Source organism: Vibrio sp. 2096 (genome assembly GCF_033339595.1).
Taxonomy (GTDB): Bacteria; Pseudomonadota; Gammaproteobacteria; order Enterobacterales; family Vibrionaceae; genus Vibrio; species Vibrio alginolyticus.
Map to the genome: position 1 here is coordinate 402,668 of NZ_JAWOUX010000002.1, position 25,959 is coordinate 428,626.

The 25,959-nt window shown below is 45.0% G+C and carries 26 protein-coding genes; 15 read left to right on the top strand and 11 right to left on the bottom strand.

Annotated features, from left to right (window positions below; translation table 11 throughout):
• Positions 1 to 74: 74 nt before the first annotated feature.
• The gene (locus R7Q41_RS05130; RefSeq protein WP_213969528.1) at positions 75 to 764 is read right to left on the bottom strand and encodes an NAD(P)H-binding protein; all 690 of its coding nucleotides are present in this window, start codon (positions 762 to 764) and stop codon (positions 75 to 77) included.
• A gap of 248 nt (positions 765 to 1,012) precedes the next feature.
• Between R7Q41_RS05130 and cobT the strand changes: the two genes are divergently transcribed.
• The 8 genes from cobT to btuD all read left to right on the top strand — a co-directional run bounded on the left by cobT (position 1,013) and on the right by btuD (position 9,078).
• Positions 1,013 to 2,056: a nicotinate-nucleotide--dimethylbenzimidazole phosphoribosyltransferase gene (gene cobT / locus R7Q41_RS05135; RefSeq protein ID WP_053306938.1), complete on the top strand. Its 1,044-nt coding sequence runs from the start codon at positions 1,013 to 1,015 to the stop codon at positions 2,054 to 2,056.
• Positions 2,056 to 2,862: an adenosylcobinamide-GDP ribazoletransferase gene (locus tag R7Q41_RS05140; protein ID WP_115385892.1), complete on the top strand. Its 807-nt coding sequence runs from the start codon at positions 2,056 to 2,058 to the stop codon at positions 2,860 to 2,862. The genes cobT and R7Q41_RS05140 overlap by 1 nt, the downstream gene beginning before the upstream one ends.
• Positions 2,859 to 3,392 carry a bifunctional adenosylcobinamide kinase/adenosylcobinamide-phosphate guanylyltransferase gene (gene cobU, locus R7Q41_RS05145; RefSeq protein WP_318144396.1) on the top strand — a complete coding sequence of 178 codons (534 nt, stop codon included), beginning with the start codon at positions 2,859 to 2,861 and terminating at the stop codon, positions 3,390 to 3,392. Before R7Q41_RS05140 ends, cobU begins: the two co-directional genes overlap by 4 nt.
• 11 nt (positions 3,393 to 3,403) lie before the next feature.
• Positions 3,404 to 4,018 (top strand): alpha-ribazole phosphatase, encoded by a 615-nt coding sequence (cobC, locus tag R7Q41_RS05150; RefSeq protein WP_318108014.1) that lies wholly within the window; start codon positions 3,404 to 3,406, stop codon positions 4,016 to 4,018.
• 128 nt (positions 4,019 to 4,146) lie between these two features.
• Positions 4,147 to 5,943: a M3 family oligoendopeptidase gene (locus R7Q41_RS05155; protein ID WP_318108016.1), complete on the top strand. Its 1,797-nt coding sequence runs from the start codon at positions 4,147 to 4,149 to the stop codon at positions 5,941 to 5,943.
• Between the two features lie 274 nt (positions 5,944 to 6,217).
• Positions 6,218 to 7,246, top strand: a complete 1,029-nt coding sequence (locus R7Q41_RS05160; RefSeq protein WP_005377878.1) for a succinylglutamate desuccinylase — start codon at positions 6,218 to 6,220, stop codon at positions 7,244 to 7,246.
• A gap of 82 nt (positions 7,247 to 7,328) precedes the next feature.
• Entirely contained in the window at positions 7,329 to 8,324 is a 996-nt protein-coding gene (gene btuC / locus R7Q41_RS05165) for a vitamin B12 ABC transporter permease BtuC (protein WP_042521936.1), read from the top strand.
• The gene (gene btuD / locus R7Q41_RS05170; protein WP_136976272.1) at positions 8,311 to 9,078 is read left to right on the top strand and encodes a vitamin B12 ABC transporter ATP-binding protein BtuD; all 768 of its coding nucleotides are present in this window, start codon (positions 8,311 to 8,313) and stop codon (positions 9,076 to 9,078) included. The genes btuC and btuD overlap by 14 nt, the downstream gene beginning before the upstream one ends.
• Positions 9,079 to 9,148: 70 nt before the next feature.
• On the opposite strand, the gene R7Q41_RS05175 is transcribed toward btuD, so the two are convergent.
• The 3 genes from R7Q41_RS05175 to R7Q41_RS05185 all read right to left on the bottom strand — a co-directional run bounded on the left by R7Q41_RS05175 (position 9,149) and on the right by R7Q41_RS05185 (position 11,719).
• Positions 9,149 to 9,724 (bottom strand): nucleoside triphosphate pyrophosphohydrolase family protein, encoded by a 576-nt coding sequence (locus tag R7Q41_RS05175; protein ID WP_136976271.1) that lies wholly within the window; start codon positions 9,722 to 9,724, stop codon positions 9,149 to 9,151.
• A gap of 109 nt (positions 9,725 to 9,833) precedes the next feature.
• Positions 9,834 to 10,406: a DUF1415 domain-containing protein gene (locus R7Q41_RS05180; protein WP_318108018.1), complete on the bottom strand. Its 573-nt coding sequence runs from the start codon at positions 10,404 to 10,406 to the stop codon at positions 9,834 to 9,836.
• A gap of 89 nt (positions 10,407 to 10,495) precedes the next feature.
• The gene (locus tag R7Q41_RS05185; protein WP_318108019.1) at positions 10,496 to 11,719 is read right to left on the bottom strand and encodes an MFS transporter; all 1,224 of its coding nucleotides are present in this window, start codon (positions 11,717 to 11,719) and stop codon (positions 10,496 to 10,498) included.
• 106 nt (positions 11,720 to 11,825) lie between these two features.
• Between R7Q41_RS05185 and R7Q41_RS05190 the strand changes: the two genes are divergently transcribed.
• Positions 11,826 to 12,695 carry a LysR family transcriptional regulator gene (locus tag R7Q41_RS05190; RefSeq protein WP_109168432.1) on the top strand — a complete coding sequence of 290 codons (870 nt, stop codon included), beginning with the start codon at positions 11,826 to 11,828 and terminating at the stop codon, positions 12,693 to 12,695.
• Positions 12,696 to 12,722: 27 nt separating this feature from the next.
• Here R7Q41_RS05190 and R7Q41_RS05195 read toward each other — a convergent pair whose 3' ends face one another.
• Positions 12,723 to 12,953, bottom strand: coding sequence for a glutaredoxin family protein (locus R7Q41_RS05195; protein ID WP_005377871.1), 231 nt, complete (start codon positions 12,951 to 12,953; stop codon positions 12,723 to 12,725).
• A 138-nt stretch (positions 12,954 to 13,091) separates the two neighbouring features.
• Between R7Q41_RS05195 and R7Q41_RS05200 the strand changes: the two genes are divergently transcribed.
• Both R7Q41_RS05200 and rlmF read left to right on the top strand, forming a co-directional pair.
• Positions 13,092 to 13,607, top strand: a complete 516-nt coding sequence (locus R7Q41_RS05200) for a M48 family metallopeptidase (protein WP_047100699.1) — start codon at positions 13,092 to 13,094, stop codon at positions 13,605 to 13,607.
• Positions 13,594 to 14,721, top strand: coding sequence for a 23S rRNA (adenine(1618)-N(6))-methyltransferase RlmF (rlmF, locus tag R7Q41_RS05205; protein WP_206225513.1), 1,128 nt, complete (start codon positions 13,594 to 13,596; stop codon positions 14,719 to 14,721). Before R7Q41_RS05200 ends, rlmF begins: the two co-directional genes overlap by 14 nt.
• Positions 14,722 to 14,792: 71 nt before the next feature.
• Here rlmF and R7Q41_RS05210 read toward each other — a convergent pair whose 3' ends face one another.
• The 6 genes from R7Q41_RS05210 to R7Q41_RS05235 all read right to left on the bottom strand — a co-directional run bounded on the left by R7Q41_RS05210 (position 14,793) and on the right by R7Q41_RS05235 (position 21,322).
• The gene (locus R7Q41_RS05210) at positions 14,793 to 15,113 is read right to left on the bottom strand and encodes a hypothetical protein (protein WP_206225514.1); all 321 of its coding nucleotides are present in this window, start codon (positions 15,111 to 15,113) and stop codon (positions 14,793 to 14,795) included.
• Between the two features lie 70 nt (positions 15,114 to 15,183).
• Positions 15,184 to 16,779 carry a S41 family peptidase gene (locus tag R7Q41_RS05215; protein ID WP_042521927.1) on the bottom strand — a complete coding sequence of 532 codons (1,596 nt, stop codon included), beginning with the start codon at positions 16,777 to 16,779 and terminating at the stop codon, positions 15,184 to 15,186.
• Between the two features lie 365 nt (positions 16,780 to 17,144).
• Positions 17,145 to 17,909 carry a hypothetical protein gene (locus R7Q41_RS05220; RefSeq protein WP_005377865.1) on the bottom strand — a complete coding sequence of 255 codons (765 nt, stop codon included), beginning with the start codon at positions 17,907 to 17,909 and terminating at the stop codon, positions 17,145 to 17,147.
• Positions 17,910 to 17,939: 30 nt separating this feature from the next.
• The gene (locus tag R7Q41_RS05225) at positions 17,940 to 18,614 is read right to left on the bottom strand and encodes a GntR family transcriptional regulator (protein WP_005377862.1); all 675 of its coding nucleotides are present in this window, start codon (positions 18,612 to 18,614) and stop codon (positions 17,940 to 17,942) included.
• 152 nt (positions 18,615 to 18,766) lie between these two features.
• Entirely contained in the window at positions 18,767 to 20,299 is a 1,533-nt protein-coding gene (locus tag R7Q41_RS05230; RefSeq protein WP_017820890.1) for an aldehyde dehydrogenase (NADP(+)), read from the bottom strand.
• A gap of 21 nt (positions 20,300 to 20,320) precedes the next feature.
• Positions 20,321 to 21,322 carry a 4-hydroxyproline epimerase gene (locus tag R7Q41_RS05235; RefSeq protein WP_318144397.1) on the bottom strand — a complete coding sequence of 334 codons (1,002 nt, stop codon included), beginning with the start codon at positions 21,320 to 21,322 and terminating at the stop codon, positions 20,321 to 20,323.
• Positions 21,323 to 21,431: 109 nt separating this feature from the next.
• Between R7Q41_RS05235 and R7Q41_RS05240 the strand changes: the two genes are divergently transcribed.
• From R7Q41_RS05240 to R7Q41_RS05255, 4 genes are all read left to right on the top strand, one after another.
• The gene (locus tag R7Q41_RS05240; protein ID WP_318144398.1) at positions 21,432 to 22,688 is read left to right on the top strand and encodes an FAD-dependent oxidoreductase; all 1,257 of its coding nucleotides are present in this window, start codon (positions 21,432 to 21,434) and stop codon (positions 22,686 to 22,688) included.
• A 124-nt stretch (positions 22,689 to 22,812) separates the two neighbouring features.
• A complete protein-coding gene (locus R7Q41_RS05245; RefSeq protein WP_017633955.1) occupies positions 22,813 to 23,886 on the top strand; it encodes a polyamine ABC transporter substrate-binding protein in 1,074 nt (357 codons plus the stop codon).
• 87 nt (positions 23,887 to 23,973) lie between these two features.
• On the top strand, positions 23,974 to 24,948 hold the full coding sequence (locus R7Q41_RS05250) for an ornithine cyclodeaminase family protein (protein ID WP_206949132.1): 975 nt from the start codon (positions 23,974 to 23,976) through the stop codon (positions 24,946 to 24,948).
• 56 nt (positions 24,949 to 25,004) lie between these two features.
• Positions 25,005 to 25,919, top strand: coding sequence for a dihydrodipicolinate synthase family protein (locus R7Q41_RS05255; protein WP_005377851.1), 915 nt, complete (start codon positions 25,005 to 25,007; stop codon positions 25,917 to 25,919).
• Positions 25,920 to 25,959 lie beyond the last annotated feature (40 nt).

Here is a 25,959-nt window from a genome sequence, read left to right on the forward strand (position 1 = left end):
GATCTAAAATGAATATAAAAACGAGATCTAAGTCGCATGAGAGTGTGAATTAGCACGTTAATTGTACAAAATGGTTATTCGTAGTGATGCAGTAAGTCACGCATTTCTTTCCTTTGTAAGTAAACCACCGAGTCTTCTTGATAACTGAAAAGTTGATAAATCATCGCTTTGGCGACATCTTCCGCTCGAATAGGTAAGAAGTTGGACAGTTTGCCAAGCATGAGTGGGCGAATTACCTTAAACAGAGTTTGCACTAACTTCTCGTCCGTTCTTGGGTTTTGACGTTGACCAACAAGCGGGCCTGGGCGAACAAACACGATTTCCTCAAAACCCATAGCTTCGATTCTTTGTTCCATTTGTCCTTTACAGGCTAAGTAATGGGATGGTGATTTACTATTTGCACCAAGGCTAGAAACAACCGCAAGGCGTTTGACTCTGATCGTTTTCATCTGTTGGGCGACTTTACACACCAGATCAACATCTACTCTACGTAAATTATCCTTACTGCCTGCTTGCTTAAGGGTCGTGCCTAAACAGATAAAGCCGATGGTTGGTGTTGGTTGGTTCTCATCCCATTGGTGGATAGAAAGGTCTGCATCAATGAGAGGAATAAGCTTGTTGTCCACATCTAGGACGCCATCGAGTGGGCGGCGAGAAAGATAATATAATGTTCCAACACCTGATTGATTTATGAGGTTTGCAATGACTTTTGAGCCTACTAAGCCAGTTGCACCGGCGATGATTGCGCAGGTGTTGTTATCCATATCTTTTCTCCTATATGGGAACATAGTCTAAGCTATTGTAGCGGATTTCAACGAGTTACTTATAATCTCGTGCAAGAAAGGTGAGACGCTCTGCGAACTCGGCAGACTATCCTGAGATAAACTTGATTAGCGCTGCCCCAATTGGATGCAAGTGTATACAATAGTGGGCGCGCAAAAACTGTCGCTGAACAAGACCTCTTGAACAACAGAACACCTCTCACCCAGATAACATCAAAGGAACGTAAAAAATGGATGACTCTTTTGCTGCGGAGATACAAGCACGCATAGATAACAAAACCAAACCCGTCGGTTCTTTAGGCTTATTGGAAAAGGTGGCACTGCAGTTAGCTCTTATTCAAAGTCAGAATAAACCTCAGCCAGTTGATTCCATCGCTATCTGCAAACCAAGCATGCTGGTATTTGCTGGAGATCACGGCGTTGCAGAGGAGGGTGTGAGCATTGCGCCAAGCGAAGTCACTCAGCAAATGGTGGCTAACTTTCTCGCTGGCGGCGCAGCCATCAACTGTTTTTGCGACATCAATGGCATTCAACTCAAAGTAATAGATTGCGGCATGTTGGCTCCTATTGATGTGCTTGTTCCAGAATTTAAATCCCATCCCAACTTGGTTGAACAACGGTTGGGTAACGGTACGGCTAATTTTTCTAAACAATCCGCGATGTCCCCAGAACAAGTGGCGCTAGGTTTAGAATATGGTGCGAAGATTGCTGAGCAAACCATTTTGCATGGTTCAAACCTCTTGATGTTCGGTGAGATGGGCATCGGTAATACCAGTTCGGCCTCAGCACTGTTATCGGCGCTGAGCTCATTAGATATTGATTATTGTGTTGGCGTTGGCACTGGAATCAATCAACAGCAGTTGAGCCGCAAATATAAATTGGTAGCACAGGGGGTAAACCGATGTCGAGGTCTTGATACTAAAGCGATTCTTGCACAGGCTGGAGGTTTTGAAATCGTACAAATGGTGGGCGCTTTTTTAGAAGCCAAGCGGCTTAAAACTCCAGTTTTAGTGGATGGGTTTATCGTATCGGTAGCGGCTTATATTGCGACGTTGCTAGATGAAGAAACGCGTGAATACATGTTGTTTGCCCATCGCTCTGAAGAAAATGGACATAAATTTGTATTGGAACATCTTAAAGCAGAACCTCTGCTCGACCTTGGTTTACGGCTAGGGGAGGGAACAGGAGCCGCTCTTGCCTTACCCTTGTTAAAAGCTGCCGCTCAGTTTTACAACAAAATGGCGAGCTTCGAGAGTGCAGGAGTTACAGTATAGTGTCAGTCCCTGATAATTCTGAGAAAGTCACGCCGTCATCGTTAAGATACCAGTGGGAGTTATTTCTATTAGCTACCAGTTTTTTTAGCCGCTTACCCGTGCCCCAAGCGTTGCCTTACAGTGAAGAACGCATGAATCAGGCAGGCCGTTACTTTGCGTTAGTTGGTCTCGTGCTTGGAGCACTTTGCGCTTTGGTATTCTCGCTCACCTCAATTTTTTTCCCAGAGTCGGTTGCCATAGTATTAACGATGGTGTTTAGCTTATTGTTAACTGGGGCTTTTCACGAAGACGGCTTGACCGATATGGCGGATGGCATTGGCGGTGGCATGACCGTAGAGCGACGCCTCTCTATTATGAAAGACAGTCGTATTGGCACTTATGGTGCCGCCACTCTCATTATGGCGTTATTGGCTAAGTATGTTTTTTGGAGTGAACTGGCTAACTTGCCGCACTTTTGGTTGGTCATTGTCGTCGCTTACACCGCAAGCCGAGCACTAGCAGCGACGCTTATTTATGACATGCCTTATGTCAGTGACAGTGATACGTCGAAAAGTAAACCGCTAGCAAGTCGCCAGTCTTCTCTAGAAGTCTCCATTTTGTTGTTTACTGGTGGCGTAACATTGCTTGTGCTTGGTTTCGCGGATGCGATCTTGATATCGCTTGTTCTCGTGGTATTTCGTTTGATGTTCAAACGTTGGTTAACCAAGAGAATTGGCGGCTTTACGGGGGATTGCCTTGGCGCAGCGCAACAGTTGTCGGAACTGCTTATTTATCTCACTATGATTGGGTTGTATCACTCCTCATGAAGCAATTGATACTCGGTGGCGCGCGCTCTGGGAAGTCGCATTTGGCAGAAAAAACAGCTAAGCAATTATCGGTCGCTTCTCATCGATCATTACACTATGTTGCAACCGCGCTGCCATTTTACCAAGAAATGCGAGAGCGAATAGCGCATCATCAAAAGCAACGCGGGGGCGAGTGGCAAGAGCATGAATGCCCCCTTCATTTATCTGAGTTACTGACAAATTTCTCTAACACCGATGTTGTACTGGTCGATTGTTTAACCTTGTGGCTCAATAATTGGATATTTGAGTTAGGTGATGAATGTTCCAATGAGAAGCTAGAAGCAGAAATTGAAAAGCTTATACAGGTGGTACGTGGCTCAGATGCGACGTTAATATTCGTCTCTAACGAGGTTGGAATGGGCATTGTACCTTTGGGGGCAGTTAGTCGTTATTTTGTGGATAATGCAGGACGGATGAATCAAAAACTAGCCAGTGTTTGCCATCGCGTTACCTTTGTTGCTGCTGGTTTGCCGTTGGTTCTTAAAGAGTAGGATGGAACAAAATGAAAACACTCAATATCTATCTTGTGCGTCATGGAAAAGTAGACGCTCCACCAGGACTCCATGGCCAAACAGATGTAAAAGTTACGCCTGCTGATCAAGAGAGTATTGCTCGGGCTTGGGCCGAGAGTGGACGAGGTGTGGGTGGAATAATTTCTTCTCCGCTTTCACGTTGTCAAGAACTGGCAAACATCATTGCTGAACAGCAATTATTACCAGTAATGACGGATGAGTCTTTACAAGAGATGGCATTTGGTGATTTTGATGGTATGCCTTTTGATATGCTCACTGAGCAGTGGAAAAAGCTAGATGCTTTTTGGCAATCGCCAGCACAACATACGTTGCCGAATGCTGAGAGCTTAAGCACATTTTCTGAGCGCATATGTCGCGTTTGGTCTCAAATCATCAACGATATCAATGACAATCTACTTATCGTCACGCATGGTGGCGTCATTCGTATGATTCTTGCTCATGTATTGGAGTTAGATTGGCGTAACCCAAAGTGGTATTCGACGTTGTCGATAGGAAACGCTTCTGTCACGCATGTAACAATTACCATAGATGAGCAAATTTACGCCTCGGTGCGTTCGATTGGCGTATCTCTTTTAACTCGTTAATTTATAAATATTAAAATGCCTAAAGCGATATTGCTTATGGGCATAGTCACGGAAGATGTCAGTGGAAGCCCATCTGCTAGGTGCAGGAAGCGAAAATTGACTCAGTTACATAAAAAGGAAATATAGAAATGACAACGCCGAGTTGGGATTTGTCCATCGTTTATAACGACCTTTCTGACCCACGAATTCAAGACGATATTGCTCTTGTGGAACAATGTATTGATCTTTTGAATAAACAATCAGCAGATTGTGGCAACGTAGAGATCATGCAAAATGCGATTTTAACCAATGAAGCCGCGAGTCGTTTAGCGGGCACAGTTGCAAATTTTGCGAGTTGTTATGCTTCTGTTGATGCAACAAACGCCGAAGCGAAATCGTTACTTGGTAAAATGACCCGCATCTTTTCGGAGCTTTCCCAAGCGTTCAGTCCCTTTGATTTGAAATTAACTCATGCCGACGAAGAGTTTATCTTGCGCGTGTTAGACCATGAGAATCCTGATATCAGTGGGCAAGCTTTTTCTATCTTGAATTCTAGAAAGTTGGCGGATACTCGTCTTAGCAACGCAGAAGAACAGTTACTGGCTGCGATGAGTGTGGATGGCAAATCGGCTTGGGGTAACCTATACGATAACCTGACTGGCTCATTGAAAGTGAAGCTTGAGTACACAGATGGTAATAGTGAAGAGCTTGGGTTTTCTCAAGCGGCAAGCATTCTTTATGGTTCTGAATTCGAGCGTCAAGAAGCCGCGTGGCGAGGCGTACAAGATGCAATGCAAACGCACCAAGAATCATTCGCTGCGATTTTGAATGCGTTAGCAGGATGGCGCTTAACTGAAAACAAAAAGCGTTCTACGAAGCGTGAAGTTCACTTCCTAGAGCCGAGTTTGCATGGTAGCCGAATCCAAGCTGAAACTTTAAATGCGATGATGACCGTAGCCAAAGACAGTCGAGCTATTGGTCAGAAAGCGGGTTTATTGATGGCGCAAGTACATGGTCTGGATGAGATGAAACCTTGGAATCATCTGGCGGCTATGCCTGCTTTGAGCGGTGAAGCGAAGGTTTACGACTTTGATGAAGCGATTGATGTTATTTGTGAAGCATTTGAAACAGTAAACCCTGAGATGTCGGAGTTTGTCCGTTTGATGGTACAAAATGGTTGGATTGATGCCGCGCCAAATGCTAACAAGCGTCTTGGCGCATACTGCACCAAACTGCCAGCAACGCGAACACCACTTGTGTTTATGACTTGGAGTGGCAGTCGGTCAGACCTTATGACTCTGGCACATGAACTTGGCCATGCGTTCCATAACTGGGTTATTCGTGATTTGCCACTTTGCCAAACTTACTACCCAATGACGTTAGCAGAAACCGCCTCTATCTTTGCAGAAAACATCGTTCGTGATCATTTGATTTCGAAAGCGGAGAGCGTTGATGAAAAGCTCGAGATGTTGTGGGAAGAGTTGTCATCTGCGCTAGCTTTAATGATCAACATTCCGGTTCGCTACGAGTTTGAAAAATCGTTCTATGAACGCCGCCAGGATGGAGAGTTAACCGCAGATGAATTCTGTGAGTTGATGTCAGAAACTTGGAAAGAATGGTATGGCGACGTAATGAGCGAACCGGATCCGTACTTCTGGGCAAGCAAGCTGCACTTTTCTATTGATAGCGTGAGCTTTTATAACTACCCATACCTATTTGGTTTCTTGTTTAGCAAGGGTATCTATGCACAGCGAGAAAACAAAGGCGAAGCGTTTTACACCGATTACATCAATTTGCTGCGCGATACAGGCTGCATGATGGCGGAAGATGTCGTCGAAAAGCACCTGTCGATGGATTTAACCCAGCCAACGTTTTGGCAGCAGAGTGTTGAGCTAGTGCGTGAAAAAGTCGATGAGTTTGAGCGTTTGCTCGCACAGCGCGGCTAAGTTTTTCGCAGTGTTGATGCATAATCTGCTTTATAGCTACAAAAATTTGATCAAATCATAATGATCTTAATCAGGGCTGTGGTAAAGTTCACAGCCCTAACACTTTGTAATTGTTTGAAAATTAAACGCCTCAATGCTTGATTTGAGTGCCTGGCGCGAAAAGGCATCGGATTTTCGAGGGAAATAGTGATTTCTACTCATAAGTGAGATCGCAGCAACAAAAATCCTTTGTACAATTTATTAACATATCCGCCGTGCTATTAAGGAGTAACGCATGACGAAGTCTCTCTTTCGCCAATCGTTTTTAACTGACACGTTAGATGTTCATATTGATGTTGCACCAGCGGAGCAGGTGCTTTCTAACGGTGTAAAACTTAAACTCTATCAGCGTGGTGTATTAGAAGTAATCCCTGCGAATTATACTCAGGATACGAAGAACATCATCATCTCTTGTGGGGTTCACGGAGATGAAACCGCACCGATGGAGCTGGTGGATTCCATTATTCAAGACATAGAATCTGGGTTCCAGACGGTCGATACCCGTTGTCTGTTCATTATCGCTCACCCAGAGTCCACTCTGGCGCACACGCGATTCCTTGAAGAAAACCTCAACCGTTTGTTTGACGAAAAAGAACACAAACAGACAAAAGAGCTTGTTATCGCCGATACGCTTAAGCTGCTTGTTCGAGATTTTTATCAGGATACCGACCCGACAACACGCTGGCACCTTGATTTACACTGCGCGATTAGAGGCTCGAAGCACTATACGTTTGCAGTAAGTCCTAAGACTCGTCATCCTGTGCGCAGCAAAGCATTGATCGATTTCTTGGACAGTGCACACATTGAAGCAGTGCTCCTGTCAAACTCACCATCGAGCACGTTTAGCTGGTACAGTGCCGAGAATTTTGGTGCGCAGGCTCTCACAATGGAACTTGGCCGTGTGGCTCGTATCGGTGAAAATGACCTCGATAAACTGACCGCGTTTGATTTGTCTTTACGTAATTTGATTGCGGAAACGAAGCCAGAACACTTACCAAAACCATGCATTAAGTATCGCGTAAGTCGCACAATCGTTCGTTTGAACGAAGACTTTGACTTTATGTTCGACGACAATGTTGAAAACTTCACCTCATTTGTTCACGGCGAAGTGTTTGGTCATGATGGCGACAAACCATTAATGGCGAAGAATGAAAACGAAGCGATTGTCTTCCCGAACCGCCACGTCGCAATAGGTCAACGTGCAGCTCTGATGGTTTGTGAAGTGAAAACCCGTTTTGAAGAGGGTGAGTTGGTTTACGATTAATCCAACATTGCTTTGAGAAGTTAATTGCAATTTACCGAGGCTTAACTGTAAGGTTAAGCCTCGTTTGTTTTTATCGGCCGCTATGGATTTTCAACAACTTATCCTGAACAAGGAACGACGCTGGCAACGTAACCTGATGGTTATGTCGATCGTGCTCGCTGTACTCTCTGCCATTCACTTGATGGTCGGAGAAATTTTCCTTTCTCCTTTTCAATCCTTATCTGCATTTGAACAGAAGTTATTGGTGGACTTGCGTTTACCGAGGTTAGTGTCTGCGGCAATTATTGGTGCTGCGTTAGCGGTATCTGGCGCGACGTTACAAGTGTTGCTTGGGAACGTGTTGGCTGAACCTGGCGTGCTTGGTATCTCTGGTGGCGCAAGCTTAGCAATGGTCTTAATCATGTTCGCGTCACCTGTTCTTCCTACCCCGATTGTTTTTATGTTGGCAGCGATTGCAGGCTCGATGGTATTCACGTTTGTTTTGGTGGCGATAGCAAGGGCAATGCACCTGACGACGGCTCGATTGCTTTTGGTTGGGGTCGCATTGGGTATTTTATCGAGCGCGATTGTGACCTGGGCATTTTACTTTAGTGATGATCTCAGTTTACGCCAACTGATGTATTGGTTAATGGGCAGTATTGGCGGTGCAAGTTGGTATCAACATACCGTTACTTTAGTGATGTTACCGGTGCTTATCTGGTTATGTTGTAAAGGCAAGTCGCTTGATAAATTGATGCTGGGTGAGATTCATGCGACCCAATTGGGTGTCGATGTTCATCAAATGCGTTGGAAATTGATCCTCGCCATTTCTGTTTTGGTGGGTAGTTCAGTCGCTTTGGGTGGCATCATCAGTTTTGTTGGTTTGGTGGTGCCGCACTTGTTGCGTTTGGCTTTTGGTACGGAAAACCGTTATTTATTGCCACTTTCTGCAATATCTGGTGCTGCGTTGCTTGTATTTGCTGACATCGGCGCAAGACTGTTATTGGACTCCGCAGAGTTACCTTTAGGTGTCATGACAACATCGATTGGCGCACCTATTTTCATCTGGATGCTGGTGAAGAGTCATGATGCACGTTAAACATATGTCGGTTGGTAGTCGATTATTGCCTCTTTCTTTTGAGTGCAAAGCTGGCGAAATCGTACATGTCGTTGGGCCTAATGGTTCCGGTAAGAGTACTTTATTGGCTGCGATTTCTGGTACGTTAAGTCACCGAGAGGGTATGAGTGGTGAAGTGTACGTTGGCAACAAAAACTTGCTTACTTTACCGTTGTCAGAGCAAGCTCATGTTCGAGGTTATTTGTGTCAGCAATCGCGCCCAGCGTTTAATGTTGATGTGTTTCAGTATCTCGCTTTATCTCTGCCAAGTGGTGCTGAGATTGCGGATATCAAAGTGCGTGATGCCGTCAATATGGTGGTGGAGCTGGTACAACTGCAAGATAAGCTTCATCGCAGTATTCAAACATTATCCGGTGGTGAGTGGCAGCGTGTCCGATTAGCAGGTGTATGTTTGCAGGTGTGGCGTACCATTAATCCTTTTTCGCAGTTTTTAATTTTGGATGAGCCAGCAGCACCGTTAGATATTGCGCAAGAGGGTCTGCTCTATCAATTGATTAACGCTATGGCGGCGCAGGGAATTGGAGTATTGGTTGCTAATCACGATCTCAATCGCACATTAAAGCACGCAGATAAAGTATTGCTGCTTGACAACGGTGTGCTGCACTCATCAGGAAGTGCCGATACTGTGCTAACGGAAGAAGCTCTCGGGGAAGTGTTCAATACTCAAGTCAAAAAGGTCATCGTAGATGAGCAACCTTATTTAATCTTTGATTAATATTTAGGGACAATAAAAAACGACCTACTTGAGGTCGTTTTTTTTTAATCGAGATAGCCAAACTCAACGCTTATTGAGTTAACGGTTTTAGATCTGCAGGGCGGTAGTAAACAGATTTGAGTACTTTGCCTTTACGAATGGTTTTACCTTCCGATACGAAATCTTCGGCGCATTTCGCGATGATGTATTCACCTTTCTGCACCGCCATCAACTTGATGCCTTGTTCCGCGTAGAATGCTTCTGTTTCTGAGTACTCTTGCTCGTTACGGCATACTTTGCTCATGTTGCTTGAATGTACTTCATCCCAGCAAGGAATAAATTCGATACCACGGTTTACCGCAACGTTTAATAGAAGATCAATTAAGTAGCTGATCGCCGGGTTGTCTTCTACTTTGCTGTGGCCAAGATGAACGAGACGGCCCATTAATACATACACGCTGTCTACGATGGCATCTGCTTGCTCAGTTTTACAATCTGCTTCTGCTAGCTCTGTTAGCTCTTCGATCGCCAAAGAGGTGTGTAGTGTGTCTGCTTGCGTATCAAGGCTTGCAGCGTCTGCGACTGGTAAGTCGAACGTACTACGGAACTCGGTGATATCACGGTATAAGTGATCAAAAATCTCTTGGGTTAGCTTTGACAGTTGCATTCTAATTTCCATTGAATCGATTGAAGCGGCAATGATACCAAACCGCACTTTGAACCCCAAGGGCATTGCATCTAACTGGTGATAAATCTGCCTTTGGGAATGGTGGTGCTTAACGAAATAGGTAAGGGAACAGCTTTTTACGTTCTTCCTCTGAAAGGGAGGAAACACGAGCGATGTTTGTATCGGGAATGGATTCAGGATCAGGATAGTGTTTTAGTACCTTTTCCATACTCTCTTCGCGAATCAAATGGAAGATCGGGTAAGGAGAACGATTGGTCAGGTTTTCGTCGTCTTCAGGCCTAGCGCCGCCAAAACAGTAATCAGGATGGAAAGTCGCTACTTGGAAAATGCCTTCCCAGTTCTGCTGCTTAATTAACCCTTCAACCCAATCGATACAAAAATTGTAGTCCCAGAAATCTTGTAGCATGTTGGGAGCCACAACCAACGTGGTCTCAAGTTGTTCGGGCTCTGTGTTACTCAGCTCAATCAGTTGCAATAAAATATCTTCAAGAAGCGTTTCTTCTTGAGTCGCTTCACTAACAAAGATTTTGATTTGTTTATTACGTTGCGGCTTGGCAGCAAACGGACAAAGGTTGAGTCCGATTACCACATCGTTGAGCCATTGATCGACCTGTTGAGTGATCGCTTCGATATCTGTGTTTTGTGTTGAACGCGTTGACATACGACTTTCTGGTTTTTATTAAAGTAGCCCAAGCATAGCAGAGTTGGTTATCCAAGTAACCAGAGAGGTATTACGCAAATGAGCGTACCTTAGCTACTCTTTAAACTCGCAGCGTCAGGTGTTTGGTCAGTATGCTTTCTTTCGGCAATGTGTTTCAAATACGTAATCGCAGCAAACATCGCTAGGTAGACTGCACTTCCCCCCATAAGAACACTCGACCAACCTCCATGCTGCCAACAATAAAGAAGTAAGAATCCTCCCAAGCTACCGCCTACGTAGTAGTGTACTAAGTAGAGCGCTGTTGCGGTGGCTTTGGCGCGAGTGGCATTCTGACCGACCCATCCGTAGGCGAGGGTATGAGTAAAGAAGGCACCAAAACTTATCAGCAACAACCCAACTAGCATTGCAGTCAGGCTTTCAACCGCAGCAATCCACATTCCCGTCATGCTTACTATCGCGCCTAAGAACATACCTAGGATTGAGGAATAACGTTTACTCCAGTGGCCTGCGCAACGAGAGGAGAAAGTTCCTCCCAAGTAACAAATAAAGATCAGTGAGGCCAACCCGACGGGCACATTGTGAGGTTCACTCACCAGACGGAACCCCATTACGGAGTAAAGGTTGACGAACAAAGCAAAGTTGAGTCCTCCTATCAGCATCGCGAACCACACGCGTTGGTTTTTAAAATGACCAATAAGCGCACGATTTTGATGGCGCAAGCTGCTTGATGACGGGGTGAAGTTGCGCTGTGTTGGCAATAAATAGTGAACGCCAATGACACCAAGAAGAGTGAACACCATCATAACCTCAATGGCGACATCAACACTGAAATTGTCCGCCAATAAGCCGCCGCTAATACGCCCTGCAATACCGCCTAATGAGTTAGCCGCAATGTACGTTCCAATTGCCATCGAGAAAGCGTGCTTGTCGAGCTCTTCTGCCATGTAAGCCACGGCGACCGCAGCAAAAGCTGCGAGCGCGACACCGATCAGTGCTCGACATACCACCAAAAACAGAAATGAGTCACCAAACAGCATCAAAGCGGAAAGGGTAGGAATCGAAAACAGACCAGCCATCATGACTGGTTTTCGTCCCACTGATTCTGACAACACAGCCATCGGGACGAGGCTAAAAGAGAGAGCGAGTGTTGAGGCCGCAAATAGCCAGTTAACTTGCGTTTCTGAGATCGTGAAAATTTGGGCAAAAGTGGGCAGCATTGGCTGTAGTAGGTATAAATTTGAAAAAACCAAGAAGGAACCAAGCGCAAGCGAGAGCGTAATGCGTTTGTATTCCGGTGTGCCAAAACTGACCATGAATCCTGCCTAATGTGAGCAAATGGAGAGACTGTGATCAATCTATCAGTTCGTTATAAATTAAAAAAATATATTAAAAATATGGACACCATATATTTTTGATCTAATGGAATCGAAACAACTTAAACATTTTCTGGCGGTCGCTGAACACGGAAACATTACCCATGCGGCGAAAGCCCTGCATATTGCCCAGCCCGCATTAAGCATTTCTATCAAAAAGTTTGAGCAGTCTTTGGGCGTTACCCTATTTCGCCGTGATGATAAAAAAATCAGCTTAACGAAAGAGGGCGAAACGCTACTTGTACATGCTAAGCGGGTGATTCAACAGTTGCACGACGCGCAGCTCGCGATTGATGAGTTGAAAGGTTTAGCGAAAGGCGAAGTAAGGCTCGGGACGCCATCAATGATGGGCAGTTATTTCTTTCCACGAATTGTGATGGCGTTTAAAAGCCAGTTCCCGGAGTTAAAATTGACCTTGGTCGAAGCTGGGACTCAATCGATTCGTCGTATGCTGCTTAATGGTCAACTCGATATCGGTGTGATCAGTTGTGATAATGTGCCTGATGACCTAGAAACTGACCATTTGTTTACTAGCCAAATGGTCGCAGTTGTTTCACCTGAGCATGAGTTAGCCCAGCGACACGCTCTTACTTTTGATGAGTTCTTTGAACACGATTTGGTTATGTTTCAGCATGGCTATTTTCACCGCGAATTTTTGGATCAGGTGAGTGAGGAGCATGGGTTTACCATGAAGTCATCATTCGAGACCAACTTACTGCCTTTGATTTTGAGTATTGTAAAACAAGAGTTTGCGATTACCGCGTTACTGGAATTGGTGACTCAACATGAGTCGGGCGTTGTTGGCTTACCGTTTGAACCACCAGTTACGCTGGATCTGGCACTTGCTTGGCGCAAGCAGGGGTATTTATCAATAGCAGATCGAACGTTTATCGACTTTATCAAGCGCTACGTTTAAACGCAGCGCAGATTCATCGTCCGAGCACTAGTCGCCTTTGTACATCTTCTCGAAGTTCTTTGGGTTCCAGCCAATCATTACCCGATCACCAATTTTTAAAACTGGCACTGAACGAGCACCAAGCGCATCAAGTTCTTTGCGACCGCGTTGCATCTTAGCATTGCACAAACGATAGTTAATATTTTTCGAATCCAGATAACGTTGAGCATCTTTGCAGTGAGGGCATTTGTCTTTGACGTAAAGGACGACACGTTTCATTGAGTTTCTCTCCATTATCATTGGGAGGCGAAGTTTAACGGCCTTTCACCATAAATGAAAGGCGAAAGCTAAGGTGAAACTGTCCTTTATCTCAGGTATATTGAGCGCCTTTATTTTGTCATAACAGACGTTAACTCTATGCATCCGTCACTTCGATACATTCAAGGCTACCCACAAAACATCGTAGAGCAGGTGAGCTCATTGATAGCGAGTGGCAAGTTTGTTCCTTGGTTCGAAAAGCGTTATCCCGATAGGCACCAAATCAAAAGCGAAAGGGCGCTCTATGAGTACGCCATGGCAATCAAAAATCGCTACATGAAGAAAGCCGCGCCAATCAGTAAAGTTGTCTACGATAAGAAAATTCACGCGGTAAACAATGCGCTTGGTTTGCACAGTGTAATCAGTAGAAACCATGGTGGTAAGCTTAAGTCGAAAAACGAGATTCGCATTGCCAATGTATTTAAAGATGCGCCCGAGCCACTATTAAGAATGCTGGTGGTACATGAGTTGGCACATACTCGTGAGAAAAACCACGACAAGGCGTTCTATCAGTTATGTTGCTGCATGGAGCCTGAGTATCACCAACTCGAATTTGATGCTCGTTTGTTTATGATTTACCTCGATTTAAAAGCGAATTTGAATGAAGAACAATAATCACAACGCGAAGCAAGCAAAGCCAAAGGCTTCAAAGGCGGCTCAGAATACAGACGCGAATAAAGCCAAGCCGAAGCGTGTTAAAGACAAAGTTGCGCGCAAATCCTCGCAGCCTGCAGGAAAGAGCGAAGTCGAGTTCATAAAAATAGCGAAGAATGGTTTGCATGAGCGTAATGTTCATCGAGGTCGTTACGATTTTAAAAAACTCGTGGAAAGTGAACCACAGTTAAAGCCATTCGTTATCAAAAATCCGAAAGGGGAAGACTCCATAAACTTCTCTGATCCTAATGCTGTTAAAATGCTCAATAAAGCATTGCTTGCTGCGTATTATGGTATCGAGTTCTGGGACATTCCCGACACCTACCTTTGCCCACCGATTCCGGGCCGCGCTGATTACATTCACCGAGTGGCAGAACTACTTGATGGTGAAGTAAAAGGTCAGTACGCGCACCAAAAAGTGAAAGCGTTGGACATTGGCGTGGGAGCAAACTGTATTTATCCGATTGTTGGTGTAACAAAATACGGTTGGCACTATACGGGCAGCGATGTCGATCCAAAATCCATCCAATCGGCTCAAACGATCGTAGAGCACAATCGTGTTTTGACGGGAAAAATTGCACTGGTACAGCAATACAATGATGCCAATATTTATCGAGGTATCATTCAACCGAATGATCGTTATGATGTGACGACATGTAATCCGCCATTCCACCGTTCGGCGGAAGATGCCGCTATGGGCAGCCGGCGTAAAATCGATAATCTAAAAGCAAACCAGCGCAAGAAAGGGCTAAAACCTCAAACCGCACAAGTAAAGACAAGTAAACCTGCGTTGAATTTTGGCGGTCAAAACGCTGAATTGTGGTGTGAAGGCGGAGAAGCGGCGTTTATCCGAAAAATGGCGAATGAAAGCCAAGCTTTTGCCGCGCAGGTCTTGTGGTTTACAACACTTATATCCAAAAAAGACAACGTTCGCCCGATGCGTAAGCAGCTTGAAAAATTGGGTGTGAAAGCCGTTCGTGTGGTTGAAATGAGTCAAGGGCAGAAAGTGAGCCGCTTTGTAGCTTGGTCATACATGGATAAGCAACAGCGCAGAGCATGGATTGAACTCAAGTAACGTTGACCGTTTCACACTGAACAATAAAGTAGGAAGCCCGCTGATATCAGCGGGCTTCTATTTTGGGAGATCTAAAACTTAATGATGGGCTCACAATCTAGTGAACTGAGAGAGACAAAAGTATCTGTTTTGGCATAGTACAAGCCACAGGTTTCACCTCTTATCTGCAACGTATATTGGTCTGGAAGATCCTTATAGCTGCCATCCAACAGTTGATTGTTGTTCCCTTTTACTCGTCCTTTTTCAATCAACAAATGCGGTGAGGATTCAAATACGTTATTTGCGATTCTAGGTGCTGGTGTCCCTTGGATTTCTGCGATCGCGTTTTGAATCTCTATGACTGTTTCCGGAGAGTTCTTTTTACTCAATGCTTCAACGGGTTCTTGTGACATAGCTTGGCATCCTATCAAAGAAATCGAAGTGCCTAAGAAAAGCGCAACCCGAATCAGCATTCGTAAAAAGTTAGTTGATCTCAACATGAATTGCCTCTGTTCGTAGCGGAGAGCGAAGATCGCTTAACTCCGGAGATGAAATGTTACGCGGCATGGCGTTGAAACTTGAAGGGGATACTGGCGGACAGGTTCCAGTTTCCATGTAGTTTAGTGCCGCAGAAAGCATACCTTCAGATGGATCGCCTAATGGTTTTGTTAGGTCGTCATTGACCCAGCAACCTTCCACTCTATTGTCTAAGCCTAGCTCGGTATTGATTTGGCTCTTTGGAGTAGGAATAAAACCATCAGCGAAGTCGCCAAATTTTTTCTCGTTCGCCGACTTGAACTGAATAGTGTAGTACATAGTGCCGCAGTTTTGTTCTGGTGAGAACCCGTACGGTTTACCTGTGGTTGTTGAACCTATTTGGATAACCTCCACATCAATGCCGCGCAAAGCGTTGATTAGCAGTTCACTTGAGGAAGCCGTGCCTCCTGAAGTCAGCACATATACGCGCTTTTTGTTCAGTGTCGGAAGCACTTGATCCGAATATTTCTGTGCTGCCCAGTCTATTGCTAGATTCGTAAAGCGATAGATGTTATCCCCATCTTTAATGGTACGCATCACTTTGTCATTATGAATCAACTCACTGAAGACTCGGTTCTGACCAGCACCGCTTAGCATGTAGCCTACTTGCGAGGACTGAAGGACTAAGCCACCGCCGTTGTAACGTAAATCAACGACGATCTCGTCAACATTCTCTGCTGAGAGCGTACTGAACGCCTCAATAAGCGGGGCTTGAGCGCTTGGTTCAAAGGAGTTGTATTGCAGATAGCCGATCCGCATACCATTTTGTGTAATCACTTTGGCATTTTTAACTGGAGAGGTCATGACATCAGAGGCGGTAAGCGTCACGGTTTTCTCTAGACCGCCAACACTCTCAAATGTGAAGGTGTAATCTTGATTGATGTCAGGGTTAAAGAGCGTTTTATTAATAAAATCAATGTCGGACTGACTACCGGTGTTAACCACATCAATATTATTGATTTTCAGAAGCTTATCACCACGAGCAATGCCGCTTCTATCAGCTGGCGAGGCTTCTTCAGTGTAGGAAATACGAACGTCTCGAGGTTGTACGCCACGTAGGAATGCCCAGTTAAAACCAAATCCAGCAACTAAACCGGATTGCGATGATTTCATATCATCCTCATAAGGGACGGTAAAATGGAAGCGATCTTTTGGTTTACCCGTCGCGGTAGTAGCAGAGGTGACCAGCGTATTGAAGTAATCAGTAACAGTTTTGTAGTTTGCTGGATTATTATCAGGAACCTCGTCATACCATAGATACGTTTCGTTAGTAAAAGCTCTTAAAAAGAGTTTTTCGTGTAATGCAGAGCCCAATTTATCTGGATAGGCGGCATAGTTGTCATATGGGTCCAGTCCGACGCGGGGCGTTTCACATTGGTTGATAAACGTTTTCGACGGTTGGCTAAAATCATGAACTTTCCACGTTGGACCGTTTGCACTGCTAGTGGACGGAGTAGGTGATGAGCTATCACCGCCACCACCGCCACAGCCTTGTAATAATGCGAGAGTGACTGCCGTTGCTAAAGAATACTTAAATTTCACTTTTCTATGTCCTTATAAATAATAGAATTATAATTATGTGTTTTGCTTTTGTTTTTATTAGCTAGGTGAATGTATTAATTTAATTTGTTCGTCTGCAAATTTATAGTTAAATAGTGTGAGGTAAATAACGTAAAAAAGTTGTCTTTTATACTTAAGCTAAATTAGTCATTACTTAAGTTTTCTGTCTATTTCAAAAGAGCTAACAAGACAATTAATAAGTGTGAAATTAAGACAAGTTCTTAGTTGACTAAGCGACGCTTGCTAAATAAAAAATCAGAATTAGATTCAGGAAACGCTTTGAATCAATAGTTTGGTAGGGATATATGATGTTATCTCGGGGGTGTTTGATTTATTTATCTGATGCTTTAACTTAATTTAGTGAGTTGAGCGACGTGCTTTAATAAGCTTCCGTCAATGTTAGGTAAATCATCAGCGAAAAATATCTGAGCACCGGGAGTGCAGCGCATTAATATATTTGTTAGTTCACCTTCATTGTTGGAAGTGTTAACTGCGTTAAGTTTCGCTAATTTATTACAAAGCTCGTCCTCTATTTGCACTTTCTGCTCTTCGGTGAGCCTAATGCGACCTATACATACGCCTGGGTTGATATCATGAGAAAGCGAATCTTGTTGAAATCGCTCTTTGAATAAGGTGTCTAATGCCGTACCTTCTTCCATAATAAATCGACGACCAGAACGGTAAAACAAGCCGTCTCCGAAGTTTTCGACATATCCTAGAATTTCCGCGATACGCAAATAGAATCGTAAGCTTGTATCAGAAAGTCCGTAAGTTTGGGCTATCTCTTGCGGTTTAATATCACGAGAAGTCAGCATATAAATAAAATCAAGTAAATAAGGATGCTCAACGAAAAGGGCGCTCTCTTCATCTGTTAGCATTTGCTCGTTTTGGTGCTGAAGCTCGTTGGCTAAGGTTGCGAGTTCGATGAGATCGGTATTCAGGTAGTTCAGATAAATAAGTACTTTATCCAAACCTAAAGCTGGATTATGTAGGTGGCGTTTAATACTAGATAAAGGGATGCCACTTTTCTCTGACAAGGAATTGTAGCAAAGCCCTTCTTCTTTAATCTTTTGTCGTAGCGCTGCAAGTAAAAACTTTGGTCCAACATTCATCCTTGAATATCACCTTATTCGTTATTCCGTTTACTGGCTGATATTTTGCCTTTCAAGCAGCAGGTTTCGAATCGCTGTGCCTGCTTCTAGAATGTGCTTTTTCAGTAGGTACTTGGCGCCTTCGATATCGCGATTTTGGCACATTTCAAACAAGCTTAAGTGCTCTTCTTCTGCCTTTTTAATGCCTGTAGTAAACAATAGCTGCATGCGTATGTATCGGTCACACTTTGTGTTCAGGTTGTAAATGACGTCCATAGTTTCAGGCATGTTGGCTGGCGCATATAGGGCTTTGTGGAACTCGTAGTTGTAGTTGCTCCATTCTTCTACTTCGTCGCCACTGTTCACTACTGACTCGAAACGTTCGCGAACTTCGCGCGCGCGTTCAAGGTCAGCGTCTGTCATATTTTGAATCGCGCGCTCTAAAATGTGGCATTCCACGACAGCGCGCAGTTCAAATAGCTCATTGATTTTCTCTGGAGATAGCTCAGTGACCGTCGCACCTTTGTGAGGTTCAAAGCTAACGAGTCCTTGTGCTTCCAATTGAACTAACGCTTCACGCACAGGAATTCGGCTAACATTAAACTCTTTTGCTAACGCATCTTGACGTAAAGGTTGACCAGTTTTTAACTCGCCCTTCAAGATCTGAGTTCGAATTGCTTCCTCAACGAGCTGAGTACGCGTTTTAAAAACAGGTTTCTGTGACATTGAAGTCTCCCGTGAAATTAATATTGTATCCAATCCATTTTACTTTAGTAGTTTATTGTTTTTCTGGCACAAACCAACTAGGAAAGAAGGTTTTGAGAAGTAGAGTGAAATAAAAGGCATCAGTTGATGCCTTTTTGAGCCATTTGGTGATTTTATTGGGACACACTGCCATCTATGGCGCGTTGAATACCCAGTGGGTTCGACGCTTTTAATGAATCCGGCAATAAAGATTCTGGTAAAGCTTGATAAGCGACGGGACGCAACCAACGATGAATAGCCTCTGCCCCGACAGATGTTGAGGCAGAATTGGTTGAAGCCGGATAGGGTCCACCATGAACCATAGCGTAACCAACCTCGACGCCAGTTGGCCAACCGTTGAATACAAGGCGTCCGGCGATTTCTTCCAAACTTGGAAGCAGTTGCTTGGCTTGTTCTTCGTCTTCAGCGGTAGCGTGAAGGGTTGCGGTGAGCGAGCCAGTCAGTGAATCACTCAGTTTCAACATGTCATCGAAATCTTCACAGATTACGATTAACGATTGAGGACCGAATATTTCTTCTTCCCATTGCGGGTTTTTACGCCAGTTTTTACTGTCCGTCACGAACAGTGCTGGTGCGACATTGGTCACTTCTGCTTGTTCAGAACGAGTTACGTTAATGCCTGTTTCGGAAGCTCGCTTATCCACTTCGGATTCATACGTTTCTCGGATTCCTTGCGTTAGCAAAGTGGCCGTTGATTGTTGTCGAATTAACCCTTGAGCGATTTCGATAAAGGCTTGCGTTTCTGGGCTATTCAAGACAAATACAACGCCTGGTTTTGTACAAAATTGTCCACAGCCCAAAGTCATAGAAGCCACAAACTCTTCAGCCAATGAGGCGTTTGCTCGTATGGCTGAAGGGAGAATAAATGTTGGATTAATCGCCCCTAGTTCACCATAGAAGGGGATTGGCTCTGGTCTTTGCTGAGCTAGATTGAACAGCGCACGGCCACCACCGACGGAACCTGTAAACCCAACCCCTTTAATTTTTGGATGGGTAACGAGTGCTTGGCCAAGTGCGCGTTTGTTGCCTTGCAATAGCGTGAAGATGGCTTGCGGTAAGCACTCTTTCTCAAGTGCAGCCTCAATACACTCTGCAACAAGTTGACTGGTGCCAGGGTGGGCGGTATGGCCTTTTACAATCACAGGACAGCCAGCTGCCAGTGCCGAAGCCGTATCACCACCTGCCGTAGAAAATGCGAGCGGAAAATTAGACGCACCAAACACGGCGACAGGGCCAATTGCGATTTGCTGACGACGAATATCTGGTTTCGGCAGTGGTTGACGGTCTGGGTTTGGCGTATCGAAAATTGCTTGATGGTGATTACCCGAGCTCACAACCTCGGCAAATAGTCTTAATTGGCTCGCTGTACGTCCTATTTCACCGCTTAAACGTGCTTCGGGAAGGGCAGTTTCTAAATGAGCACGAGCAACGATTTCTTCACTCTTCACTTCCAATTCAGAGGCGATAGAGCAAAGTAAGCTCGCTCGCTTTGCATTGCTTAGTTGGCGAAACTCACGCGCAACGTTTTGGGCGGCTGAGGCGGCTTGATTAACTTCTTGCTCTCCATGTACCGGAAACGCAATAGGTAGAGGCTCACCAGTAAAGGCGTTGACTGCGTAAAAAGTGGTTGGTTCTTGTGGGTTCATCATTCTTCCTTACTATCCTTATTACTTCACTTCAAATCCGTACGCATATGGGTCTTCATCGTCTACCCATATTGTGTTGTGACCGTATACTTGTGCCCATCCTTCAATACTTGGCAAAATAGCGGCTTTGCCATTCACTTCGGTAATGCCTTCTATACGTCCTTGAAATAGGCTGCCGATGATACTTTCGTGAATAAAGTCTTCTCCTTGATTGAGTTTGCCTCTTGCATGCCATTGCGCCATGCGTGCACTAGTACCCGTACCACATGGCGAGCGATCCAACGCTTTGTCGCCGTAAAACACAGCATTTCGAGCGGTGGCGTTTTCTTGAGTGGGCTCTCCGGTCCATAGCACGTGAGAAACACCGCATACTGTTGGATCTTCTGGATGTACGCACTCAACCGCTCGAGATACCGCTTCGCGAACTTTTGGTGAAAGCATCAAAATTTCATCTGGAGAGTAGTGTTCAAGTCCGGCATAGTTTTCTTGAGGATCGACGATTACGTAATAGTTTCCGCCATAAGCAACATCGACAGTGAGCTCACCTAAGCCCTCTATGTCCACGGTTACGTCTTGGTGGGCAAGGTAAGCTGGTACGTTAAATATCCTCACTGACGTGACCTTGTCACCTTTTGTTTGGTAGTGCACTTCGATTTGTCCTGCTGGGACATCAAGTATCAAACGGCCTTCTTTTTTGGGAGTGATAAGGCGATTCTCGATAGCGGTAGTGACGGTTCCAATGGTGCCGTGGCCACACATTGGTAAGCAGCCACTGGTTTCAATAAACAGAATTGAAGCGTCTGCGTTATCGCTGCAAGGAGGAAAGACAACTGACCCCGACATCATTGAGTGTCCGCGAGGCTCAAACATGAGTGCCTGACGAATCCAATCATAATGCTCAAGAAAGTATTGGCGCTTTTCGCTCATGGTATTGCCTTCGAGTGGAGGCACACCGCCTGCGACCAGCCTAACTGGGTTGCCGCAGGTGTGGGCATCAATACAGAAAAAAGTTCCTTGTCTCATTTTTCGCTCCTTGCTGAAAAAATGGTTGAATTAAACAATGGTAATGTTAACGTAATGTAAAATATATTGTATACAATCTACGTTTTCAAGTGTGACTCGGAGCATATTTATGTTGGTCAAGGATGAAACCAAAAAGGAAAGGATCGCCGTGATAGGTGCGGGGATTATCGGCTTATCAATTGGATTGAAGTTGCAGCAGCAAGGTTATCAAGTCACGATTTTTGATCCCAATGGCGTGGGGAATGGATGCTCTAAGGGAAATGCAGGCCATATCGCGACTGAGCAAATCTTCCCTCTTGCAACGCCAGCGCTGCTTCCACAATTACCTAAAATGCTGCTAGATCCCAAAAGTCCGGTTTCGATCCGTTGGCAAGATATTCCAAGCACTATCGGGTGGATGATTCGTTTTCTATTACAAACAAAGCCATCAGCCGCGGAGCAGGCAAAAAACGCGATTAAGAGTCTTAACGAGCGGTCAGTGGCAAGTTGGCGTGGCGTGCTTGATTCAATCGGAAAAGCGCATCTAATAAAAATGAATGGTTCATTGCTCACTTTTGAAAACGAGAAACTGTTTCAGAATTATCAAAGTACGCTTAACTCACTGGCTAAAAACGGTGTGACGCATCAAGTTTGGACACAAGAGGCGATTCGAGAGCGAATACCTGATCTCAGCCATAAGGTTCGTATCGGAGTCTTTTTTCCCGAAACCGGTCATACGCTAGACCCTTATCAGCTCTGTGCTGAGCTAAGTGAAGCTTTTGAAGTTCTTGGCGGTAAGGTTTTACAAAAAGGTGTATCTGCGTTGGCGAAAAATGGCGATGTGCTGGTTGAGTCTCAAACACATTCATTTGACCGAATCATTGTTGCCGCTGGTGTACATTCTAAGCCTTTGATACGGCAACTAACCGGAGTCAAAGTGCCTATTCAAGCCGAGCGTGGTTATCACCTAATGGTGGATGACAAGCGTGATGTACTGCCATTTCCTATTAGCTCTGCCGATAGAAAATTCATCATGACTCCGATGTCTGGTGGGCTACGCTTGGCAGGCACTGTGGAGTATGCCGATGTAGAATCACCACCCAATATGAAACGTTCAGAAATGCTTTTTCAGTTAGGTGATGAGATGTTTGAATCGGGGTTACATTCACTCAAGCAAGGAGAAAAGTGGATGGGTAATCGGCCTTCAACAGTCGACTCGTTACCGGTTATTGATAGCATTTGGGATGGAAATGTATTACTGGCATTTGGCCACCAACACCTTGGATTAACTCAAGCGGCGATTACGGCAGATCTCCTTTTAGAGCTTATCGAAGGAAAGCCGACATCGATTGATCTTTCACCTTTTTCATTACAACGATTTGCCTGAAAAATTTAATATTAAATATTGTATAAAATATATTAAATGCTAATGTTAACTTAATTTTAACAAAAACTGGTATCCAACAGCCGTACTCGGATGCCTCCAGAAAAACAACCAAAAGGAGTAAAACATGTCACGAATGACCAAAGCACCATTGGCGCTGTTGATCTCAGGAATGCTGTTGGGGACCTCTGCTTATGCTGAAGACAAATTGACGGTCGTATCTTGGGGTGGTGCATTCACCAAGAGCCAAGTGGAGGCATATCATAAGCCTTTCATTAAAAAAACAGGTGTTGAGATCGTATCCGAGGATTTCAGCGGCGGATTAGCCGAAATTAAAGCACAGGTGGAAGCGAACAATGTGCGCTGGGATTTGGTTTCTCTCGACAAGCCGGACATTGTTCGTGGTTGTGCAGAAGGGCTATTAGAACCAGTGAGCCCAAGTATTTTGCCTCCGGGAGCTGATGGAACACCAGCACAAGAGGATTTTATTGATGGTGCGATTCACGAATGCGCAATCAATACCATCGTTGTGTCCACTGTATTAGCGGTGAACGAAGACGCGTTTAAAGGTAAGGCTTTGCCAAGCAAGTTGACCGATCTTTTTGACCTAAAAACTTTTCCAGGTCGACGTGCATTGCAAAAACAACCTCAGGGCAATCTTGAGTGGGCACTATTGGCTGATGGTGTAAAGCCAGAAGAGGTCTACAGCCTGCTCGAAACCGAAGCGGGGCGTGAGCGTGCTTTTGCTAAGTTGGATACGATCAAATCAGAAGTACTGTGGTGGACAACAGGTGCCCAGCCACCTCAAATGCTTGCAGACAAAGAAGTGGTGATCGCCTCGGCGTTTAACGGCCGAATCCACAATGCCCGTAAGGATGAAGGTCAACCATTTCGGATTATATGGGACCGTCAAATGGGTTACATGAATGGATGGGCGATACCTAAAGGGAGTGAGAACACAAAGCTTGCATTGGACTTCATTGCTTTTTCTTCAGGAACAAAACCATTAGCTGATCAAGCTAAGTACGTTGCCTATGGGCCTACGCGTAAGTCGTCTTCGGCGGAGGTGAACCCAGACATTTTAGCGAACCTTCCTACCGCACCTCAAAACTTCCAAACCGCCTTCCTGATTAACGATGAATGGTGGTCAGACTACGCGGATGAACTCAATGAAGAGTTCAATACCTGGCTGCTTAACTAGGCATTAATTTTTGTATGGGGCCGAGTTTTCATCCATAAGCGAGGTTCCGTACTTTTCCTCAACTGTATTTATGTTTTCGGAGAAATGATGAAAGTCATCGAAGCACAGCAAGTCGCGCAATGTTTAACAATGAAGTCTCTTATTGAAACGATGCGTGAAATGTACTCGCGGCCAGCAACAATACCTCAACGCCGAGTCATGCCCTTAGAAGAGGGAGAATACGAGGCGTTTGCGCTACTTCCAGCTTGGAACCAGGAGTTGATTGCGGTGAAAGCCTTTACGTATTTCCCGCATAACCCTGAGCAAGGCAAAGATACGCTTGCATCTAAGCTGCTTGTTTTTAGACGAAACGATGGTGAGCCGCTCGCACTCGTGGACGGTAAAGTTTTAACGTTTTGGCGCACCGCCGCAGCTTCTGCGTTGGCAGCGGACTATTTAGCGCGTCCCGATGCTGATCGTCTGTTGATCTGCGGAACGGGCAATCTTGCGCCTTATTTTGCGTGGGCATACGCTGCGGTTCGCCCACTTAAGCAGGTTTATATTTGGGGGCGTAACTCAGACAAAGCCGAGGCGACGGTAGATGCCATTGTGTCATCTTCAGAGTATCAGTCGCTTCCTGATGAGCGTCGGTTCCGCGTTTCAGTCGTAGAAAAAGTGGACCACGTTATCAAACACGTTGACATCATCAGCTGTATTACCGCATCAGCAGAGCCTTTGTTTAATGGCGCAGACGTGCTGCAGGGCACCCATATTGATTTGGTCGGTAATCATGATTTGGACAAGCGTGAATGCGACTCTAAAGCAGTGCAACGAGCACAGGTGTATGTTGATAGCCGTATTAATGTATTAGCCGAAGCGGGCGATCTTCTCATTCCAATTCAAGAGGGCGTGTTCACTTCAGACGATATCAAAGGGGAATTACCGCAGCTTTGCGCCCAACAAATCTCAGGACGTCAAAACGATGAGGTCATTACTTTATACAAATCAGTTGGCAGTGCTTTGGCTGATTTGGCCGCTGTAAAGGCGGTGTTGTTAGAAAATGGCATAGATAGCCATGTCTGAGCATTTTCGCTCGTTCATTTAAATTGCATACAATATACATATAAGGAAAGTAGTTCATGAAAATTGATTGGAAAGGTGTTTATCCGGCGGTCAGTACGCAATTTCGTCAAGATCAGTCAATTGACTTAGACGCAACGCAAACCGTTATAGACAACCAGATTAAAGATGGTGTGAATGGCATTATCTGCTTGGGTACTGTCGGTGAGAACTGCGCGTTGTACCCGGAGGAGAAACGCCAGGTTTTGCAAGCGGCAAAAGAAGTCGTAAATGGCCGTGTGCCTTTGATTGCTGGTACAGCAGAGTCTATTACCACAGCAGCTGTTGATTACATGCAGGATGCGTACAAAATTGGTATCGATGGTTGTATGGTGATGCCTGCCATGGTTTACCGCACGTCTGAGAGCGAAACGTTCGAATATTACCGCACGCTAGCAGAAGCAACGCCAGAAATGCCAATCATGATTTACAACAACCCGGTTGCTTATGGTGTCGATGTAAACCTCGATATCATGGCGAAACTGGCTGAGTTTGAAAGTATTGTAGCTATCAAAGAGTCGACCACTGATACTCGTCGTATCACCGAGCTTTACAATAAATTTGATGACCGCTTTACCGTGTTCAGTGGTGTTGATGACATCGCTCTTGAATCATTGATGCTAGGTGCGACCGGCTGGATTTCTGGTTTAACCAACGCATTCCCAGAAGAGTCCGTTGCGATTTATAAACTGGCAAGCCAAGGTCGTTATGCTGAAGCGTTAGAGATCTACCGTTGGTTCTTACCCCTACTGCGTTTAGACACCATTCCTACGCTGGTTCAGTGCATAAAATTGGCCGAGCAAGTCTGCGGACGTGGCTCTGAACAAGTTCGTGCGCCACGCCAACTCTTACAAGGTGAAGAGCGTCAACAAGTCATTCAAATGGTTGAACATGCGTTAGAAACCCGCTTAGACCTATCCAAATACAATCTGTAATTGTGCTGTTTAGTAGAGCGTTAACTGACGCTCTACTCAT